The 19,562-nt window shown below is 66.1% G+C and carries 17 protein-coding genes; 7 read left to right on the top strand and 10 right to left on the bottom strand.

All coding sequences use genetic code 11. The features are described from left to right. Nucleotides 1-117: 117 nt before the first annotated feature. Genes ACREP4_RS06995 through ACREP4_RS06985 form a run of 3 tightly spaced genes read left to right on the top strand, consistent with a single transcriptional unit; the run spans nt 118 to nt 4,354 of the window. Nucleotides 118-2,661 (top strand): TonB-dependent receptor, encoded by a 2,544-nt coding sequence (locus ACREP4_RS06995; RefSeq protein ID WP_431595455.1) that lies wholly within the window; start codon nt 118-120, stop codon nt 2,659-2,661. Beyond that, the gene (locus ACREP4_RS06990) at nt 2,661-4,130 is read left to right on the top strand and encodes a CehA/McbA family metallohydrolase (RefSeq protein ID WP_431595454.1); all 1,470 of its coding nucleotides are present in this window, start codon (nt 2,661-2,663) and stop codon (nt 4,128-4,130) included. The genes ACREP4_RS06995 and ACREP4_RS06990 overlap by 1 nt, the downstream gene beginning before the upstream one ends. Before the next feature lie 17 nt (nt 4,131-4,147). Beyond that, a complete protein-coding gene (locus ACREP4_RS06985; RefSeq protein ID WP_431595453.1) occupies nt 4,148-4,354 on the top strand; it encodes a YdcH family protein in 207 nt (68 codons plus the stop codon). Here ACREP4_RS06985 and ACREP4_RS06980 read toward each other — a convergent pair. After that, nucleotides 4,314-5,219: an alpha/beta fold hydrolase gene (locus ACREP4_RS06980; RefSeq protein WP_431595452.1), complete on the bottom strand. Its 906-nt coding sequence runs from the start codon at nt 5,217-5,219 to the stop codon at nt 4,314-4,316. The genes ACREP4_RS06985 and ACREP4_RS06980 overlap by 41 nt on opposite strands. 18 nt (nt 5,220-5,237) lie before the next feature. Further along, nucleotides 5,238-6,317: an alkene reductase gene (locus ACREP4_RS06975; RefSeq protein WP_431595451.1), complete on the bottom strand. Its 1,080-nt coding sequence runs from the start codon at nt 6,315-6,317 to the stop codon at nt 5,238-5,240. A 103-nt stretch (nt 6,318-6,420) separates the two neighbouring features. On the opposite strand from ACREP4_RS06975, the gene ACREP4_RS06970 reads away from it, so the two are divergent. Beyond that, a complete protein-coding gene (locus ACREP4_RS06970) occupies nt 6,421-7,302 on the top strand; it encodes a LysR family transcriptional regulator (protein WP_431595450.1) in 882 nt (293 codons plus the stop codon). Nucleotides 7,303-7,336: 34 nt separating this feature from the next. Here ACREP4_RS06970 and ACREP4_RS06965 read toward each other — a convergent pair whose 3' ends face one another. Continuing rightward, nucleotides 7,337-8,461, bottom strand: coding sequence for a PAS domain-containing protein (locus ACREP4_RS06965; protein ID WP_431595449.1), 1,125 nt, complete (start codon nt 8,459-8,461; stop codon nt 7,337-7,339). Between the two features lie 352 nt (nt 8,462-8,813). On the opposite strand from ACREP4_RS06965, the gene ACREP4_RS06960 reads away from it, so the two are divergent. Beyond that, entirely contained in the window at nt 8,814-9,323 is a 510-nt protein-coding gene (locus ACREP4_RS06960) for a hypothetical protein (RefSeq protein WP_431595448.1), read from the top strand. A 399-nt stretch (nt 9,324-9,722) separates the two neighbouring features. Here ACREP4_RS06960 and plsB read toward each other — a convergent pair whose 3' ends face one another. The 4 genes from plsB to ACREP4_RS06940 form a co-directional block, all read right to left on the bottom strand. Further along, nucleotides 9,723-12,344, bottom strand: coding sequence for a glycerol-3-phosphate 1-O-acyltransferase PlsB (plsB, locus tag ACREP4_RS06955; RefSeq protein WP_431595447.1), 2,622 nt, complete (start codon nt 12,342-12,344; stop codon nt 9,723-9,725). Nucleotides 12,345-12,352: 8 nt separating this feature from the next. Next, entirely contained in the window at nt 12,353-13,327 is a 975-nt protein-coding gene (locus ACREP4_RS06950) for a hypothetical protein (RefSeq protein ID WP_431595446.1), read from the bottom strand. Nucleotides 13,328-13,585: 258 nt separating this feature from the next. Further along, nucleotides 13,586-14,305, bottom strand: a complete 720-nt coding sequence (pyrF, locus tag ACREP4_RS06945; protein WP_431595445.1) for an orotidine-5'-phosphate decarboxylase — start codon at nt 14,303-14,305, stop codon at nt 13,586-13,588. Further along, on the bottom strand, nt 14,302-15,204 hold the full coding sequence (locus ACREP4_RS06940; protein ID WP_431595444.1) for a 5'-nucleotidase, lipoprotein e(P4) family: 903 nt from the start codon (nt 15,202-15,204) through the stop codon (nt 14,302-14,304). Before ACREP4_RS06940 ends, pyrF begins: the two co-directional genes overlap by 4 nt. A 186-nt stretch (nt 15,205-15,390) precedes the next feature. Between ACREP4_RS06940 and ACREP4_RS06935 the strand changes: the two genes are divergently transcribed. Further along, nucleotides 15,391-16,059, top strand: a complete 669-nt coding sequence (locus tag ACREP4_RS06935; protein ID WP_431595443.1) for a YceH family protein — start codon at nt 15,391-15,393, stop codon at nt 16,057-16,059. Nucleotides 16,060-16,196: 137 nt separating this feature from the next. Here the strand turns inward: ACREP4_RS06935 and ACREP4_RS06930 are convergent, their stop codons facing one another. Next, nucleotides 16,197-16,472 carry a hypothetical protein gene (locus ACREP4_RS06930; protein WP_431595442.1) on the bottom strand — a complete coding sequence of 92 codons (276 nt, stop codon included), beginning with the start codon at nt 16,470-16,472 and terminating at the stop codon, nt 16,197-16,199. Between the two features lie 332 nt (nt 16,473-16,804). Between ACREP4_RS06930 and ACREP4_RS06925 the strand changes: the two genes are divergently transcribed. After that, complete coding sequence (locus ACREP4_RS06925; protein WP_431595441.1) at nt 16,805-18,010, top strand: DUF3667 domain-containing protein; 1,206 nt, start codon at nt 16,805-16,807, stop codon at nt 18,008-18,010. A gap of 52 nt (nt 18,011-18,062) precedes the next feature. Here ACREP4_RS06925 and tmk read toward each other — a convergent pair whose 3' ends face one another. Further along, nucleotides 18,063-18,743, bottom strand: a complete 681-nt coding sequence (gene tmk / locus ACREP4_RS06920; RefSeq protein ID WP_431595440.1) for a dTMP kinase — start codon at nt 18,741-18,743, stop codon at nt 18,063-18,065. Nucleotides 18,744-18,919: 176 nt separating this feature from the next. Beyond that, on the bottom strand, nt 18,920-19,399 hold the full coding sequence (locus tag ACREP4_RS06915; RefSeq protein ID WP_431595439.1) for a hypothetical protein: 480 nt from the start codon (nt 19,397-19,399) through the stop codon (nt 18,920-18,922). Nucleotides 19,400-19,562: the final 163 nt, after the last annotated feature.

Raw genomic sequence — 19,562 nt, 5'->3', positions numbered from 1 at the left:
ACCGGCTGCCCCCGGTCTCCACAGCGACCCTCAGCAGAGGTTTCAAAAAAGCGTCATGGGCTCGTCACCCCCGCCTGACAGCATCCCGGCTCCCCTCACTCCACAGTTGATTACGTCGTGCTCCGCAATCGTCTTGCTTCTGCTGTCAGCTGCGCCCTCGTTGTTTCCGCCCTGATGCCGGCCTCGGCCTTCGCCCAGAACGCGGCCACCTCTCCCGCCACTTCCGCCAAAGACCTGGACACGGTGATCGTCACCGGCCGCAGCGGAACCGGCATCCGCACCAAGGCCGAAACCAGCTATTCGATCACCAATATCGAAGAAGAACAGCTGCGCATGCAGGCGCCGACCAGCGTCACCGAGGCACTCAAATCCGTGCCGGGTTTCTGGGTGGAGGCCTCCGGCGGTGAAGCCAGTGGCAATATCCGTGCGCGCGGCATCCCGGTGGATGGCTTTGGTTCGGTCACGCTGCTCGAAGACGGTATTCCGGTGGTGCACGATCCGGCGTTGGGCTACCTCAACGGCGACCAGGCGTTCCGCCTGGATGAGACCATCGAGCGCGTGGAAGTGGTGCGTGGCGGGCCGGCCTCGGTGATGTATTCCAACGCACCGGCCGGCGCCATCAACTTCATCCCGCGCCAGGTCGGCGAAGAAGCCAGCGGCGTGTTCAAGTACACCGTGGGCGACAGCGGTTTGAACCGCATGGACTTTGCCTATGGCAGCCCGTTGGCCAACGACTGGAAACTGCTGCTCGGTGGCTTCTATCGCGTGGAAGACGGCGTGCGCGACCCGGGCTTCAACGGCAATGAAGGCGGCCAGTTCCGGCTCAACCTGGCCAAGGAATTCGAGGGCGGGCGTTTCAGCATCGACGCCAAACACCTGGATGACCGCGTCGCGCTCTACCTGGGCATCCCGATGTACACCAACGGCAACGGTGACATCCGCGCGGTGCCCGGCTTCGACGGCAACCACGGCACCCTGGCTGGCCCGGAAACCCGCTACCTGTCGATGAAAACCGCCGATGGCCGCGGCTGGGATTTCGACAACAGCGAAGGCACCCACGTAAAGCGTGACCAGCTTACGCTGAAGCTGGAAACCGAACTGGGCGGTGGCTGGGAACTGGCGCAGTCCGCGCGTTTCAGCAAAACCGACACCATCCGCAACGGCGTGTTCCCCAACGCACTGAGCACCGCGGCCAGTTTCTTGGACGGGCAGAAAGGCCTGTTGAATTCGGTGCCGGGCGCCACCGCGCTGGGCCTGCGCTACCTCAACGGCAGCGGCAATTTCGACATCGCCGGGCAGAACGGCAATGGGCTGATGGTGACCGCCGGCCTGCGCGGGCTGGACATCCCGGTGCGCGAGTTCGTCAACGACACCCGCCTGATGCGCAGCTTCGACATCGGTGGCCAGCAGCACAACCTCACCGTCGGCTATTACATGGCATCGACCAAGGAGGACTACCGCCGCTATTCGTCCTCGATGCTGCTTGATGCCAAGGACAACGCCAGCGTGCTGGATCTGGTGGCGCTCGATGCCAACGGCGATGTGCTGCAGACCTTCAGCGACAACGGCGTGTGGCGCTACGGCTACGAATGGAACAACGCCTCCGGCGAGCAGAAGAGCCACGCCTTCTACGTCAGCGACGAGTGGCAGGTGAACGACAAGCTGCGCATCGACAGCGGCCTGCGTTGGGAAAAGGCCAGCAGCAGCGGCTGGAATGAAGTCCGCGAACGCGTGAACGGCGGCACCCTGGCCACCTCGCAGATGCTGACCGGCTCGGGCCTGTACGTGAACCACGACCTGTCTTCGGACGACCTGGGCTGGTCGGTGGGTGCCAACTGGCAGTTCAGTGACAGCATGGGCCTGTTCGGCCGCTGGACCTCGGCCTTCCGCCTGCCCAGCCTGGGCAACTACCTCACCCGCAACGACAACTGCGACGCCACTTCGGTCGAGACGGTTGCCGCCTGCGTGGCCGGCAACAACGCCGTGGCCGATACGCAGACGATGGATCTGGCCGAAGTCGGCTTCAAGTTCGCCAACCCGCTGTTCAGCGCCTACGCCACCGCGTTCTACACCCAGTACGACAACGTCGGCTTCAGCAACTACCACTTCAATGCCGACACCGGCGTGTCCACCCGCGAGACCGGCTACGCCAGCACGCGCACCTTCGGCCTGGAGCTTGAAACGGCGTGGTACCCGAGCGATTGGTTCGACTTGCGCGTCAACGCCACCTGGCAGGATGCGCAATATCGCGACCTGCGTTACAGCGAGCTGGTGGATGGTGCGCCGGTGCTGCGCGACTTCATCGGCAACCAGCTGATCCGCGTGCCGGAACTGAGCCTGCGCGCCGTTGCCGGCGTCAACCTGCTCGACCAGCGCCTGCGCCTGCAGCTGGCCGCCGAACACCAGGGCGAGCGTTTCGTCGATACCGCCAACTCGGTGCGGTTGCCGTCCTATGAACTGCTCAACCTCAGCGCGCGCTACGAGCTGACCGACCGCTTCTCGATCTACGGTTATGTCGACAACCTCACCAATTCGCTGGGCCTGACCGAAGGCAACCCGCGCGCGGGTGAACTGGCCAGCAGCGATGCCGGCGCCAATGCGTTCATCGCCCGGCCGGTGCTGGGCCGCAACTACCGCCTGGCCGTGATGTACCGCTTCTGATGCGCGGCCTGTTCCCGCTCCTGCTGGCGGCGCTCGCCGCCAGCACCTCCGCCCATGCCGCCGACGTCCTGCACCTGCAGGGCACGCTGACCGGCACGGATCATCAACGCTACCTGGAGCTGCCGTTCCAGGTGCCGGCCGGCACCGGCCGGGTAACGGTCACGCTGCAGCACGATGGCAGCAAGGAACGCACCGTCATCGACCTGGGGCTGCTCGACGCCAATGGCTTCCGGGGCTGGAGCGGCGGTTCGCGCTCGACCATCTCGGTGTCCCGCTACGACGCCACCGGCGGTTACCTGCCCGGTGCATTGCCACCGGGCCAGTGGAACGTATTGCTGGGTGTTCCCAACATCCGCAGCAAGGTGCGCACGCCCTACAAGGTTGACGTCACCCTGTGGAGCGAGGCCGACGTGCAGGCCGGCAAGGACCGCCCGGCGCTGGTGCTTGCCGAGCGCCCGGGCTGGTATCGCGGCGACCTGCACATGCACAGCACCCACAGCGACGGCAGCTGCAGCAGCCAGCAGGGCAACAAGGTGCCCTGCCCGTTGTTCCTGAGCCTGCAGGCAGCGGTGCGGCAGGGTCTGGATTTTGTCGTGGTCACCGAGCACAACTCGGTCGCGCATCTGGAAGAACTGGTGCGCCACCAGCCCTGGTTCGACCGCCTGCTGCTGATCCCGGGCATGGAGGTCACCACCTTCCAGGGCCACGCCAACGTGTTTGGCGTCAATGGCCCGGTGCCGTTCCGGCTGGGCGACACGCTGCCGGACTGGAACCCGGTACTGCGCCAGGTGGCCGACAGCGGCGCGGTGTTCTCGATCAACCATCCGGCGCTGTCCTCCGGCGAGGACTGCATGGGATGCGGCTGGACGCCGGCCAAGCCGGTGGACATGACGGGCGTGCACGCGGTGGAAGTGGTCAACAGCACCCAGGCCGACGGCCCGCGCGCCGGGGTTGGCTTCTGGGAGCAGCAACTGCAGCAGGGCCACCGCATGACCGCAGTCGGCGGCAGCGACAGCCACAACCCGGGGCCGGCCGATGGCCCGTCACCGATCGGGTTGCCGGCCACGCTGGTGCATGCCGAGGGGCTGTCACGCGAAGCCTTGCTGGCCGGCATCCGGCAGGGGCGCGTGGTGGTGGACGTGCGCAATGCACGCGGCAGCCGCCTGGACCTGCGCCTGGAAACCGACGATGGGCGCGGCGCCGACATGGGCCAGGAACTGGCACTGGCTGCCGGGCAATGGGCGACCCTGCGCACCTCGCTGGACTATCCACAGCCGGTGCAGTTGGAGTTCATCGTCGATGGAAAGCGCCACCGCGCCGCTTTGGAATCCGGCGACGACGGCAGCCAGCAAGCGAGCCTGCGCTGGCGTTCGGACGGCAAGCGTCATTGGCTGCGGGTGGACGCGCGTGCCGCCGATGGCAGCCTGCTGATGCTGGGCAACCCGGTGTATGTCAACTGGTCACCCTGAGCGGCTAAGCTGGCGGCATGTCCAACCTGCCGCCAGCCAATGAACTGCACCAGCGCATCGCCGAGCTGCGGGCCGAGCACCGCAGCCTGGATGAGCGCATCGCACGCCTCGCCGCCAACCTGGACGATGATCTGGAAGCCAAGCGCCTGAAGCGTCGCAAGCTGCAGCTCAAGGACTGCATCATCAAGCTGGAAAGCCTGCTGATTCCGGACGAGCCGGCCTGAGTCCAGCCCGATTGCCCTGAAGGGCTGCCGGCGTCGCACCGGCAGTCCACTCCTCCAGGAATTGCAGAAGATCCGCCTCCACCTGCGCGCGCCGGCTGATGACCAGCGCATGGCCGGCCTGCGGATATTCGATGTAACGCGCACCGGCGATGCCCGCAGCGCTCACCCGCCCGCTCAGCGTTGCCGGCACGCTGGCATCGGCGCCGCCATGCATCACCAGCGTCGGCACCTTGATGCGCGCCAGATCCGCACGCAGATCGGTGTTGAACCAGCTGCGTGCCGCCTCGCTCGTGGCCCGCGCCGATGCCTGCAATGCCATTGCCATGTACCACTGGTGAGCGACATCGCTGGGCGGCGGGGCGCCATCACCGCCCAGGAAGTCATCGGCCAACTGTTTCAGTACGCCGGGGCGATCATGCGCAAGCGCGGCCAGCAGGCCATCCAATACGGCCGTTGCCACGCCTTCCGGGTTGTCCGGGCGCTGTGCCAGCAACGGTGCGGTGCCGGCCATCAGAACCACCTGGGCGACGCGGGCGTGACCATGCCGCGCCTGATGGCGGATGACTTCGCCGCTGGCCATCGAAAAACCCACCAGCGTGACTTCATGCAGGTCCAGGTGCTCCAGCAGTTCCTGCAAATCATCGGCAAGGCGGTCATAGCCATAGCCGAGCCAGGGCTGGTCCGAGCGACCAAAGCCGCGCCGGTCGGGGCAGATCACCCGGTAGCCCTGTTGTGCCAGCAGCATGGCCTGCCGCTCCCACATGGCCGATGACAGCGGCCAGCCGTGCAGCAACACCACCGCGCGCCCCTGGCCGGAATCGGTAAAGAAAATCTGCGTCCCATCCGACGTGGAAAAACTGGGCATGGCAATCAACTCCGGGGCTCAGGCACTGGCCAGCAATGCGGTTTGAAGGAACGGATAGTCGGTGTAGCCGCGCGCACCACCGCCATAGAACGTGCTCGGGTCGGCCTCGTTGAGCGGCGCACCGCTGCGCAGCCGGGCCACCAGGTCCGGATTGGCCAGCGCCCAACGCCCCACCGACGCCATGTCGGCCAGCCCGGCATCAATGTCGTCGGCCACGGCCTGCAAGGGGCGATTGACCCGGTTGACGATCAAGGTGCCCGGCCAGCGGCGGCGCAGTTCGGCCAGCAGCGTGTCATCGCCACCATGGGCCAGGTGCAGGTACGCCAAGGGATACCGCGCCAGTTCCGAAACCAGGTGGTGATACAGCGGATCGCGCTCGGCGCCTTCATTGATGCCGCCCAAACGCGACCCGGGTGACAGGCGGATGCCGGTGCGGTCCGCACCGATGGCGGCGGTTACCGCCTCCACCACTTCCAGCGCAAACCGCACACGCTGGGCGACGCCACCGCCATAGGCGTCGGTCCGCTGGTTGGCATTGGGCGACAGAAACTGCTGGATCAGATAGCCATTGGCGGCATGGATCTCCACGCCATCGGCACCGGCTTCCATCGCCCGCGTTGCCGCGCGCGCATGGTCGTCCACCGTGGTCTGGATCTCCGCCCGCGACAGCGCGCGCGGCGTGGGAATGTCCTTCATCCCGCCGAGCGTGAACATCTGCTCGCCCGGTGCGATGGCCGAGGGTGCGACCGGCTGGCGGTGATGCGGGGTGTTGTCCGGGTGCGCCATGCGGCCGGCGTGCATCAACTGGATGAACAGGTGCCCGCCGGCGTCATGCACGGCGCGGGTCACGGCTGCCCAGCCGGCAACATGCCCGGCGCTGTGCATGCCCGGCGAGCCCGGGTAGCCCTGGCCGTCGGCCGAGGGCTGCGTCCCTTCGGACACAATCAGCCCGAAGCCGGCACGTTGCGCGTAGTACTGCGCCGCCAAGGGTGCCGGCGTGCCATCGGCCAAGGCGCGGGAACGGGTGAGCGGGGCCATGGCCAGACGATTGGGCAGTTGCAGCCGGCCAAGTTGAACGGGGTTCCACAAACGCTTCATGGCGGGTTTCCGATAGGTTGCCGAGGGCAGGACCGCCAGCTTGGATGTATCGAAAATGATCCGATAGCCATAATCTTTGGACACCCCGTCTCGAAAATGAGCCATGGATCTTTCCGCGCTGGTCGATTTCCACCTGGTTGTCGATGCCGGCAGCTTCAGCCGGGCCAGCCGCGACACCGGGCGGCCCAAGGCCACGCTGTCGCGCCGGGTGCGTGCGCTGGAGCAATCGCTCGGCCTGCGCCTGCTTGAGCGTGGCCAGCACGCGCTGCACCTGACCGAAGACGGCCGCGCGCTGTTCGAGCGCACCCGCGCATTGGTGCGGGAGATCGAAGAGGTCGGGCAATCGCTGGTCTCCGGCAACACCGCCCCACGGGGCCTGCTGCGGATCAGCGCACCGACGCTGTTTGCCACCACGTTCGGCGGCCGCATCGCCGCCGGCTTCGCCAAGCTCCATCAGCAGGTGCAGTTGGAGCTGGTCGGCGAAGACCGTCGCGTGGACTTGGTGGAAGACGGCTACGACATCGCCATCCGGGTCAATCCACAACCGGACAGCGAACTGGTGGGCCGCTGTTTCGCCCGCGACCGGATGTGGCTGGTGGCCGCCCCCGGGTTGCTGCCACCGCCTCCGCAGGCCGATGGCAGCCCCGCTAGCGTTGCCGCGGTCGCCATGCTGGGGCTGCCACGTCCGGCCGGCTGGCAGGTGGAGCGCGGCGGCCAGCGTTGGCAGGTGGCCCCCGATTTCCGGCTGCGGCTGTCCTCCTTGCTGATGGTGCGCGAGGCGGTGTTGGCCGGTGCCGGCGCGGCGTGCCTCCCTTCTTCCATCGTCCGCGACGCGGTGGATGCGGGCCGCTTGTCGGTCTGGAATGCCGACATCGAAGACGCCGTTGAACTGTGGGCCCTGCACGCCTCACGGCGCCTGGTCAGCCCGAAGGTGGCCGCCTTCCTTCAGTATCTGGTCACGGCCTTTCCGGAACGCAGGCTGTGATCCAGATCGCCGCACCACACAGCTGCGGCGGCAATCAGCCGCTACTGGCGGTGATCACCGCCGCAATCAGGCGAACCAGACTCACCTGGCCATGTTCGCCGGTCTTGTCATAGATGGTTTTCAGCCGGCCCAGCGCCGTGCCGGGGGTGATGCCGCATTCGCGCGCGGCGGCGGCGACGTCGGCATGCCGATAGAGCGCCAAGGCCAGCCGCGCCTCGGCCGCAGTCAGGCCGAACAGGCGCTGCAGGGTGGGTTCCTGCGAGACCGGTGCCTGGTTCACTTCGCGCGCGAACACCAGCAGCTCCCCTGACTCCTGCATGGCGGCGGCCGGTAGCCGGTGGGCCGTCATCACCAGCGCGGGGCGGTCATTGGCGTCATGCAGGACCAGCTTCTCGACATCGCCCCCCACCAGCAGGCTGGCGCCGCGCAATGCACGTTGCAGCAATGCCTGCAGGCTGGCGTGCGCACGTCCATTCACCGCCAGTGCGCCGGCGTCACGCCGGAGCAGGCCACTGCCGAGCAGGGACTCGGCGGCGGCATTGGTACGGCAGATATGCAGCGCGGCATTGAGCATGAACATCGCCACCGGTGAGTGCTCCAACGCCTGCTCCAGCGTGCTCACCTGCTGCTGCAGGCCACCGATGCGGCGGAGCATGGCGTAGGCGTTGATCCAATGCGGCGTCAGCGCGCGCAGCAGGCCCAGCTCGGCTTCGCCGTAGGCACGCTTGATGTCGCCGTGGCACAGCGACAAGGTCACCGAACTGACGCCGTCGTACAGGCCTACGGCAGCCACCTGCTGGACGATGCCCAACTGCCGGTAATAGGCGTTGTAGAAGCCGCTGCGCAGCGCTTCGCGGCGCGGCAGCATGTCTTCGGTATCCAGCACCCGGCCAATCGCCAGCTGCGGCGTCACCCGCTTCATCCACGGATCGTCACGCAGGTCCAGCTCGGCCAGCAGGCTCGCCATGTGCGCGTTGTCCACGCCATGGATATGGCTGACCTGGCCCTTGCCGGCGGCAACATCGTGGATGAGCACCCCGGTGATGGGGCTGTCGGTGGCGTCGGCCAAGCGCTGGTTGAAGGTGTCCAGCGCGGAGAGGTCGAGTACCGAGGCGTAGAGCGGTTCCAGCAGGTCTTCCAGCCGTGGCTTAACGGACATGCGGCACCCCCGCTGAACCCGCCGCGCGGCCGCAGCAGGTACGCGACACAGTCTTGCCACTCGGTTGCGCCGGCCCCACCCGCCGCGTGCGTTTTTGCATGACAACCCCCTGTCAAGCCCCGGCTGGGAGTGTTCCCATTTTTCCGGTTGCGATCAACTGCGATGGCTGGCAGCTGCCGCCCGCTCGGTGGAAGACGGGTGGCGGCGTTCATGGCGGAACGCGCGGCCTCGGCCACGCAGCGCACCAGGGGGAAACATGGGTACTACGGCACGCTTCAGGATCGGTGAATGGAATCGCCTGCCACAACCTGTTTTCCGGTTGTGACGCAACAACAGGGAATGGACTCGGCATATGACGAGCAAGCGCAATCCCATCGTATTGACCGCACTGCTGACGCTGACAGCGGCCACGCCGCTGCAAGTGCTCGATGCGCCGTTGTGGTGGGAGCAGAACAATCCGCGCAACACCACTGAAGGCGATACAGCAGCCAATGCACAGGCGCTGCCGCATCGCGTCGATTCAAACCGCAAGCACTCCATGTCAGCCATGCAACCGACGCCGCTACAACAGCAACGTCTGGTCGAACAAAACCTGCGCGAGACATTCCGGGGCACCGCCACGTCCTGCGCAGGCGGCGGCAAAGCGATCCTGTACCTGCGCGGTGCAACACCATCGCGCAGCGGCTGCAGTGTCAACTTTGAAGCGCGCTGCCGCGGCAGCGCATCCGCCCGCCGAACGCGCTTCAAACACGCCCGCTACGGCGGCGCCGGCTGCGGACAGGACGACCGCATCCGTATCGGTGCGATGGCTTGCGCCCCGGCGCAGGTGGAGATCCAGATGACCGACGCCCGCTGCGACTGATCCGTGCTGCCGGTCAACGGCCCCGGGGCGGAACACGTGGCAAAGCAGGCGCTGTTTTCAACCGACGTACCACAGGCAATTTCGCAACAGATTGGGGATTGGGGATTGGGGATTGGGGATTGGGGATTGGGGATTGGGGATTGGGGATTGGGGATTGGGGAAGTGCGGGTTCGGAGCGGAGCGGTTGCACGGCGTCTGGCCCAAGGCCAGTCACATCGCGCCTGCTCCTGATCCAGCAACGGGAAGGGGGGGCAAATTGCCCCCCCCCCTTTGATCCAAACGATTGATTGGCAAGGCCAGATGAAGGCAACTCACTCGCCTTTGGGCTTGCCCTTGCTCAGCTTCGGCGTCATCGCCTTCTGAATCTGCTGGATGCTTTCTTCCGGCGATTGCGTCGTTTTACGAAACCGGCGGCTCCGCCGGCTTCACTGCCTCCGGGCTCACACGCTCGATGGTGTGGCGCAGTTCGCGGCCGAGGATGAACTTGGCGTCCTTGGCCCAGGCATCGAGGCGGTCGTCGAACAGCAGTTTGCTGTTCTCGTCCGGCCATACCAGGCGCAGTTCGCGCATCTTCTGGATGAAGCCACGGAACAGCGACTTGTCGAAGAATTCCGGTGCAGCCGGTGCATACAGCAGGCTCAGGCGCTGTGCGGCCTGTTGGCACAGGCTTTCCAGTTCGGCGGCGCCGAGCGTGCCCGGGCCATTCTTCACCAGCACCGAGATGGCGATGTAATAGCGCTCGAATGCCTGCTGCAGCGAATGGCCGATGGCACGCAGGCGGAACACTTCATCGGTCTGGCCGGTGCTGCGCGCAAGCATGCCGCCATCGTCTTCGCCGACGTGCTGCAGCAAGCCTTCGCGCACGAACACGTTGATGGTCTGGTCGATGCGCGCGGCGAATTCGTCCTCGCTCCACGGCAGGAACAACTCGGCCTGCAGGAACGGATACAAACCACGGCCCAGTCGCAGCAAGCCGCCACGGCTCATGCGGCGATTGTTCTGGAAACAGCACGCCACCCACGACGACGCGGTGAACAGGTGCAGCACGTTGTTGCGGAAATAGCTGAGCAACACCGCGGTGTCGCCGCTCACGCTCAGCACGTCGCCCAGCGGGTGCTTGACCCGGGTGAGGACGTTGATTTCCTCGGCGTGGGCAATGATGCGCTCGGGCGAATGCGGGGTGACCGTGACGCGGTCGGAGTACGGCATTTCCACCAACAGCTTCTTGCTCAACTCGATCTGCGCGATCAAATCGGCCTCACCCATCGCGTGCTTGGGTGTGGACAGCAATGCCAGCGCCAGCAGGTTGATCGGGTTGACGTCGGCGGCGGCGTTGATGCGCACCTGGATCTGCTCGGCCAGCGTATCGACGGTGCCCGACAACCAGCTCGGTTTCTCGTCTTCGGCAATCGGCTGTCCGTCCCATTCGGGGGCTTTGTGGGCCAGCACATCGTTCAACGCGATGGGCTCGCCGAAGTTCACCACCACCTGGCCGAAGTTCTGCTTGAGCACCTTGGGAATGCCCCACAGCAGCGCCCAGATCGATTCCTTTTCCTTCGGCCGACCGGTCAGCTCGTCCAGATAGCTGTTGCCCTCCATCAGCTTTTCGTAGCCGATGTAGATGGGCTGGAACAGCACCGGCTTGCGCGGCTGGCGCAGGAACGCGCGCAGCGTCATCGAAATCATGCCGCCCTTGGGCTGCAGCAGACGGCCGGTACGCGAGCGCCCGCCTTCGACGAAATATTCAATCGAATAACCGCCCGCCACCAACTGCGCGACGTACTCGCTGAGCACCGCCGAATACAGCGCATTGCCCTTGATCGAGCGGCGGATGAAGAACGCGCCGCCCTTGCGCAGCAGCGTGCCGACCACCGGCAGGTTGAGGTTGATGCCGGCCACGATATGCGGCGGCACGATGCCGCGGTCGTACAACAGATAGCTCAGCAGCAGGTAGTCCATGTGGCTGCGGTGGCTGGGCACGTAGACGATTTCGTGCCCGGGCGCGGCTTCCTTGAACTTGTCCAGGTGATGCACCAGCACGCCGGCGTAGATGCGGTTCCAGACGTGGCTGAGCATGAAGCTGGCCGAGCGCACCACCGGGGTGGAGTAGTCGGCGGCAATTTCCCAACCGTAGCTCTGCGCCTTCTTCCAGGCGTCGGTGAGCTTGGAGTTGTCGCGCTTGGCCTGGACGGCGATGGCTTCGCGCACCGAGTCCGATTCCAGCACCTTGTCCACCAGCAGCCGGCGGGTGGACAGATCCGGGCCGATGATCGATTCGCGGATGCGGCGGAAATGGGTACGCAGCACGCGCTGCAGCTTGCGCACGGTGCGCTCGGGCTCCAGGCCCTCGTCCACGGTATTGCGCAGCGACACCGGCGGGGCGAAGCGGACAATGGTGTCGCGCCCGTTCAACAGCACCGCGAGCAGGCGGCGGAAGCGGCCCACCAGCGCCCAGTTTTCCGAGAACAGCACCGCGAACCAGCCGCTCTGCTTGTCCGGCGCACGGCCGACAAAGATCGACACCGGCACCAGGTGGATGTCCAGCGCCGGGTTGGCGCGGTGCGCCTGCAGCAGCTTGGCCAGCGAGTCGGAGTGGGTCTTGGCACCGCGCTGTTCGGGGATCAGCGCGCTGTTGCTGGAACGCCGCGACAACGCCACATAGGCGCGCTTGCGCCCGGTCGGGTCGCCGGCCAGCGGCACCAGCGGCGACGGCAGGCCGGCGTCGCGGCAGGCCTTGTCCAGGATGAGCGCGTTGGACAGGCCGTAGTTCTCCAGCACGTACACCACCGGGCGGCCGTCGTCGTATTCGCCGGCTTGTTCGGGTTCGATCTTCAAGCCCAGCCAGGGCTCGATCAACCGGCCGAGCAGGCGCGCCCACAGCGGGCGGCGGCCAGCGGCACGGGCATGCGACCCGCGTGCGGACTGGCCCGGCACGATGGCAGCAGGAGAGGCGGCCGACGCATTGGCGTCGTCCGGCGGCAGCAGTTCGCCCTGGTCGGGCTGGGATTTCTGTTTCGACATCGGCGGCATTATGGCTTAGCCGATGCGTCCGCGTTGCCCGGAGCGTCCTGCGCCGGTGCTTCGGAAAGTGCGGCTTCATCGGCCGCAGCCTGGGCTTTGACCTGTTCGGCGGCACGGGCGCTGGTCAACAGGGCGTCCACTTCGCTCAGTGTGCGTGCCGGGTACCAACGCTTGTCCCGCCGCACCAACTCCAACTGCAGATCGACGTCTTTGCCGGCCAGCGGGTATTGCACGCGCACGGTGGCCTTGTCGCCGTTCTGGGAGACCAGGCCGGTACGCATCTGGCTGATGCTGTCATCCAGCACCAAACCGTAGCTGGCCAACACCTGCTTGGTCGCAGCGGTGAACGGCGCCAATTTCTGCAGGGTGCCGGTCATGCCTGCCGCCTGAAAGGCCTCCTCGCCGGCCAGGCCGGTGGCGCGGGCGGCGGCGGTAAGCGTGGCGATGTTGGTCTTGGCCAGGTTGGGATCGGACAGCGGCGCGGCCTGCGCCCACCCACTGAGCGCGGTGACCAGTTGCACGTAATGCGCGCGCTCGGCCGGGCTGTAGTCGCCTTGATGGGTGATGTACTGCACGCCGAACAGCTCCAGCGAATGCGCGGCCTGGCGCACGCTGGCGGCCTGGCCTTCCAGCTGCGCCTTGAAGGCACGCTGCAACTGTTGCTCGGCGTTCTTTTCGGAAAGCGTCGCCAGCAGGCCGGGAAGTTTTTCGTCCAGCGGCAGCTCGGTCAGCGGCCAGCGGCTGTGACCCTGCGCCCAGGCCGCTTCCAGCTCGGCGTACTGCGCCGGCGGCACTGCCGCGCGGGCGTAGCCGACCAGGTCGTTGTCCTGCAGGTGCTTGGCCAGTTGGCGCACGGCAGCGGCGGGCTCGGTGGCCGCGCCGGGCAGCGGTTCGACATCGCGCTTGCACGCGATGAGCAGCGCGGTCGTGCAGAGTGTCAGCAGCACGAGGTGTTGGCAGGCACGTAATGAACGGCGTTGCATGGTGCGGCGATCCTCCCCAAAGGCCGAAGCATCTTGAGGCCAGCCCGATGACAGCAGCAAGCATGGCCGTCACGGTGGGGAATCCAGAGCCGAGGCCAAAAAAAAGAGGCCGCCCCGTTGCCGGTGACAGACCTCCTCAAGCCGGCACAAGGCCGGTGGACTGGTTTGACGCATGCCGGCAGAGCCGGACGAGGGCTAGCCTACGCGTCGAATTCAGTTAAAGCAACACTTGATAAACAATGATTCAAGTGATTGATTTTATTGAAATGAATCTGAAATTTCCTTCTGAATCAACCGCGCGGCAGCGCGCGGATCGGCAGCCAGCCGGATCGGTCGGCCAACCACGATGGCATCTGCACCGTCAGCAAAGGCCTCGGCCACGCCCACCGTGCGTTGCTGGTCGTCGCCGACCGGGCCACCGGGGCGAATACCCGGGCAGACGATGGAAAAACCCGCGCCGGTAGCAGCACGGATCGGCGCCGCTTCCTGGCCCGAGGCGATGACGCCATCAATGCCGGCACGCTGCGCGGCCAGCGCGCGCTCGACCACCACGTCCACCGGCTCGCGGTCGATGCCCATCTGCGCCAGATCCGGGCGACCCATCGAGGTCAGCACGGTCACCGCCAGCAGGCGCATGTCCGAGGTGTTGGCCGCGGCGGCGGCTTCCATCATCGCCGGGTGCCAGCCGTGGATGGTGCAGTAGCTCACCGGCCACTGCGACAAACGGCGGATAACGCCGCCAATCGTGGCGGGAATGTCGAAGAATTTGAGGTCAACGAACACGCGCTTGTCGCGCTTGGCCAGTTCATCCAGCACGTCGAAATACTCGCCGGAGGCCAGCAGCTCCATGCCGATCTTGTAGAACGACACCGCATCGCCCAAGCGATCCACCCATTCCATGGCCTGCACTTTGCTCGGCACATCCAGGGCGAAGATCAGCTTCTCGTCATTGCGCAGCGGCAGCGGGGCGCGGCTCATCGGGCCACCTCCAGCGCGTCACGCTTGGCGGCGTTGCGCTTGTCGGCCGGCAACGACCAGGCGTTGTTGATCGCTGCGCCTTCCCAGCCACCGTAGGTGGGGTTGGGCAGGATCCACCAGCGCGAGCCGATCCAACGCTGGTGCTTGTCCAGCAGCGCGTCGCGCGCGGCCAGGGTGTTGTCCTCGACCTGCAGGAAATCGGTGAACTGGTCGCCCACCTGCATCAGCACGCGGTAGTTCTGCGCCACCAGCTGGCGGCGGCAACCCTTCTCGCTGCCGTGTTCGGTGCAGCCCGGCACCGGCGTGCCCAGGCCGAGGTAAACGCTGTCATCGGCCACCGGCAAACCCACCTTGCGCAGGTTGGCGATGGTCACGTCCTTCATCGCCGCGGTGCGGTTGCTGATGTAGATCATGGTCACGCCCTTGGCTGCAGCGGCCTGCGCGAACTGCACCGCGCCGGGCACCGGCTCGGCCTTCTGCTCGTCCACCCATGCTTCCCAGGTGGCGTCGTTGTAGCTGCTGCCGTCGCGCACCAGGCGCGCCTGATAGGGCGAGTTGTCGAGCACGGTTTCGTCCACATCCACCACCACGGCCGGCTTCAGCTTGCCCGACTGATGGTTACCGCCTTCGTCCGGCAACAGCGCGGTCCAGGTCGGATCGGCCAATGCACGATCCAGTTGTGCGGCGGCCATTGCCCAGGTCTGCAGCGTGCTGGCGCGGTATTCCTGCGAACGCTGCACCCACAACACGGCATTGAGGTTGTCGTTGGCGCCATTGGCCGGCGCGGCCTCAACCGGGGCCGGCGGCGGTGAAACGCGCGTCAGGCGGGCGGGCGAACTGCAAGCGGCCAGCGACAGCACAGCGCCGGCGAGCAGGGTGAAGGCAGGGAATCGGGACATGGGAACTACCGGGAATCTTCCAAAACCCGGCAAGTTTACCGGCTCCCCGCCCGAGCCGCCCCGACGCAGGGAAAACCGGGGTCAGAGTCGGGTTTCGTGTTCCGGGGAAGAACCGGGAAACCCGACTCTGACCCCGGTTTCGTCCCCTCGGCTATCCTTGCGCCCCCGCGTGACGGAACAGCGACGATGACCGACGACAGCCTGCAAGCCCCCACCTTCCCCATTCTCGACGCCACCCAAGCGCGCGTGCTGGGCTGCCTGATCGAGAAGGAGGCCACCACCCCGGACGCCTACCCGCTCACCGTCAACGCCACCCAGGTGGCCGCCAACCAGAAGACCGCGCGCGAGCCGCTGATGAATCTGGAGACCGGCAAAGTGCAGCACGCGCTGCGCCAGCTGGAAAACCTGGGCCTGGCGCGCCAGCACTTCTCCTCGCGCGCCGAGCGCTACGAGCACCTGGCCGGCACCAAGCTCGATCTGTCACGCCAGCGCGTGGCCCTGCTCGGCCTGCTGTTGCTGCGCGGCCCGCAGACCATCGGCGAACTGACCACCCGCAGCGAGCGCATGGCGAAATTCGCCGACGCCGCCGACCTGCGCCACCAACTCGAACGTCTGCAGCAGCGCGGCCTGGTCGCCCAACTGCCGCGCGCCAGCGGTCAGCGCGAAGACCGCTACATGCACCTGATGTGCGGCCCGCTGGACATGGATGCGTTGGCCGAGACCTATAAGTCGGCGCCGGCTGCAGCGGGCGCTGCAGGCAACAGCGCGCTGGAAGCCCGCGTGCAGCAGTTGGAAGCCACGGTCGCTGAGTTGCAGGAGCAGTTGGCGGAGTTGAAGGCGGCGGTTGGCGGTTGAGCCGGAGCACTCGGTAACGCTGACGCGCTAAACCGCAGCCGCAACGGCTTGTCGCGTTTGCCCCTCCCTTTCGCGACGCGAAGGGGAGGTTTTCGGAAAGGTACGTTGGGCGCCAGCGGCGTGGCGGCCGGCTTCTATTACAGAAACAGCACCAGCACCACCAAGCCATTGATGAGCATGCCGACGTAGCCCATCCACTCGCGGCTTTCCTTGCGCCAGCGCGAGGCGATGCCCAGGCCGGTGCCGATCACGCCGCCGCCGATGGCGATGATCAGCCCGGCGGCGAGCTTCTCCAGCCCGCCGTGGATTACCGAGACGGCGATGACGCCGATCAGCAAGGTGACCAATGGCATCAGCAGCGACATCAGGCCCAATCGGTGCGAGCGTTGCGGGGGCTGCTGGGCGGCTTCCATGAGGGGGTTGTCCTTGCGGCGTGCGGAATACGGTACGGCATGCCTTGGGCTGGGTTCCAGCGTGATTGGGGTGGTATCGAGATGACTGGATGATGGGCGTGGGGTGATCGGTAGTGCGTGGTGGCATCAGGGGTTGGAGCGGTAATAGCGGCAGATCAAGAGCGCCCCTCACCCCAACCCCTCTCCCGCTTGCGGGAGAAGGGCTAAAACGCCAGCTCCAGCTCCAATTCCCGCTTCACTTTCCGCGTCGGCTCTGAGACCTGATGCTGAACATCGCTGGCAAACACCGCTATCGTAGGCGGCTTCCGTCAGCCGCCCTCCCTGTCGCGCCCATGAGCCAGACCGACGCAGTGCCCTCTTCGCCGCAGCATGCGGCTGCCGACACCGCGCACGCACACGGCGCTTGCGAGAACTGCCACACCACGTTGCACGGGCACTACTGCCATGCGTGCGGGCAGTCTTCGCACAATCCGCTCAAGCATGTGGGCCATGCGATCGAGGAAGTGTTCGAGTCGTTCTGGCATCTGGATGGGCGCATCTTCCGCACCCTGCGTGACTTGCTGGTGCCGGGCAAGGTGGCGGTCAATTTCCTCAAGGGCCACCGCGTGGGTTACGTGCAGCCGCTGCGGCTGTTTGTGATCCTCACCCTGTTCACGTTCTTCGTCGGCAAGCTGACGCTGCACGTCAACGATTTCAATGTGAGCGATGGCGGCAACTCGACCTTCTCGGCGGCCAAGACCGCAGAAGAAGTGGAGACGATGCGCGCGGCGCAGGTGGCCGAGATCGAGCAGCAACAAAGCACCTCGCCCACGGCCATTGCGGCCTTCGCGATGGCCACGGCGGCCGTGAATACCGCCGCCGCGCAGCGCACCGCTGAACTCAACGAAGCGGCGCACGCGTCGGCGACCAGTACCACCGACTCGGCGATGACGCGTGCGACGCAGGCCGCAGCACGCGCCAGCGAGCAGCAACACGGCACCTTCTTCAACTACCAGATCAACGGCAAACCCTGGGACGCGGAAACCAATCCACTCGTGTTCGACCACCTGCCCCAGTTCGTCAACAACTGGCTCAACCGTCGGCTGGAAAACGGCAATGCCAACGTACAACGGATGGGCAACAAGGCCGACCTGTACATCCAGGCCGTCCTCACCGCCCTGCCCGGCTCGCTGTTCTTCCTGATGCCGCTGTTTGCGCTGGTGCTGCGCGTGGCCTACGTCGGGCGCGGCATCGGCTACCTGGAACACCTGGTGGTGGCGCTGTACAGCCATGCGTGGCTGATGCTGGTGCTGCTGGCGACGTTCGTCACGATCGGCATCACCAGCGCCATCGGCAACCCGGTGGTGAACGTCATTGGCGACTGCATCTACGTGGTGCTGTGGATGGCGGTGCCGGTGTACCTGCTGTGGATGCAGCAGCGCGTGTATGGCGGGCGCTGGTGGCTGACGCTGCCGCGCTACCTGTTCATCGGCAGCATCTACTTCTTTCTGGTGGTGTTCGTGGTGATGTACGCGGTGCTGGCCGGGGTGTCGGCGTAACCGACGCCGTTGTCGGTCAGCGTCGAGCAAAAACCCGACTCTGACCCCGGTTTCAGATATCGGCTGCGCTCAGTCGCTCAGTCTTGCGAGCGTTCTCCACCGCGTCATTGCCGCCTTCGCCAATGCGCGTGGCCAGTGCCTCGGCGATGGCCGCATGTGCGGCACGCAGCACATGGGCTTCGTCCTGGCTGGCATCGACGACGCGTTTGTTCGGCAGCTCCAACTGCTGGAAGATCACCCGACAGCGTTCCAGGTTCTGCGCCGTTTCAAAGTGATTGGGCTTGTCGCCACGGGCGCGGATGCGCTCCAGCCCTTGCTCCGGCGCCAGATCCAGCAACAGCAGCAGGTTCGGGCGCGGGGCGAAATCGTTGGCGTGCAGCATCTCGTCCAGCGGCAGGCCGGCGGCGCCCTGGTAGGCCACCATCGACGGGAAATAGCGGTCCAGGATCACCACTTCGCCGCGCGCCAGGGCCGGCTTGATGATCTCTTCGACGTGCTGGCGACGGTCGTGCAGCAGGAATTCGACTTCCTGCTCCGGGCTCAGGCGGCCGGTGGCGGCACTCTCGCGCAAGCGCGTGCCCCAGGGGCCGTTGGTCGGCTCCTTGCCCAGCACGACCGTGGCACCTGCGGTTTCCAGGATGCGGGCCAGTGCGTGCGCAAGGGTGGTCTTGCCTGCGCCATCAATGCCTTCGATGGCGATGAGCAGGCCGCCGGGAATCTGTTCTTTGATCATGGCGCGTACTTTAAACGCCCGGGGTGGATTGCACACCCGCTGAGTGCCGAGCTTGCTGCCTCCGCTCAGCTCATGCGCCGCGTCTCTGCGGTAACGATGACGCGGAGCTCAAAAGCCTGCCCTCACCCCAACCCCTCTCCCGTAAACGGGAGAGGGGCTTTAGGCCGCTCTGCCGCTCAACGCTCCTCGGCTGCGCAGTCGCCTGCTTCGCAGTACGCGGCAGCGCGGCGTTGCTGTTGCTCGGTCAGTTCCGGCGGTGGGCGCGCGATCGCCGACTGGATCTGGTCCGGTGCCCTGGTCACCGGTGCCCTGGTCAGCTTGTGCAGGCCCTTGCCCGCGCCCTTCAGCACGTAGCCGAGACCCAGAAAAATGTAGCCGCCGCTCATACTGACCTGCTCCGGCGAGGGCGGTTCGCTCCAGGATTTGCTGAAACGGTTGGGCGCGGGCTGGACCGGATTCTTGAAGCGGTACAGGTCCAGCGGTGCATCGTCTTCGGGCTTGAGCGCGCGGACTTCGCCCAGCGTGGTGACGTTGCCCTCGGCCTGGGCCGGCGCGGTGAACGCATCCTGCGCCTCGGCGGCGGTCTGCTGCGGTGATGGCGGCAAGGCCTGCTGCTGCGCCTGCGCCGTGCCGGCCAGCACCATGCCGGCCATCATTGCTCCATGCCATCCACGCACCATCACCGCTCCCATCTCTGTCCGTGTACGGCGCAAAGCTTACGGATGCGGGCTTCAAATTTCGTTGCGCGGGCGCATGTGTTCAGCCAGCAGCGCAAAGCGGTCTCACAGGCTGAGACCCGTTTGTGCTTCCATGCCCCTC

It is taken from the genome of Stenotrophomonas sp., assembly GCF_050737575.1.
Classification (GTDB): Bacteria; Pseudomonadota; Gammaproteobacteria; order Xanthomonadales; family Xanthomonadaceae; genus Stenotrophomonas.
The sequence above is the reverse complement of the archived record's forward strand: the minus strand, read 5'-3'. Positions and strand labels throughout refer to the sequence as shown.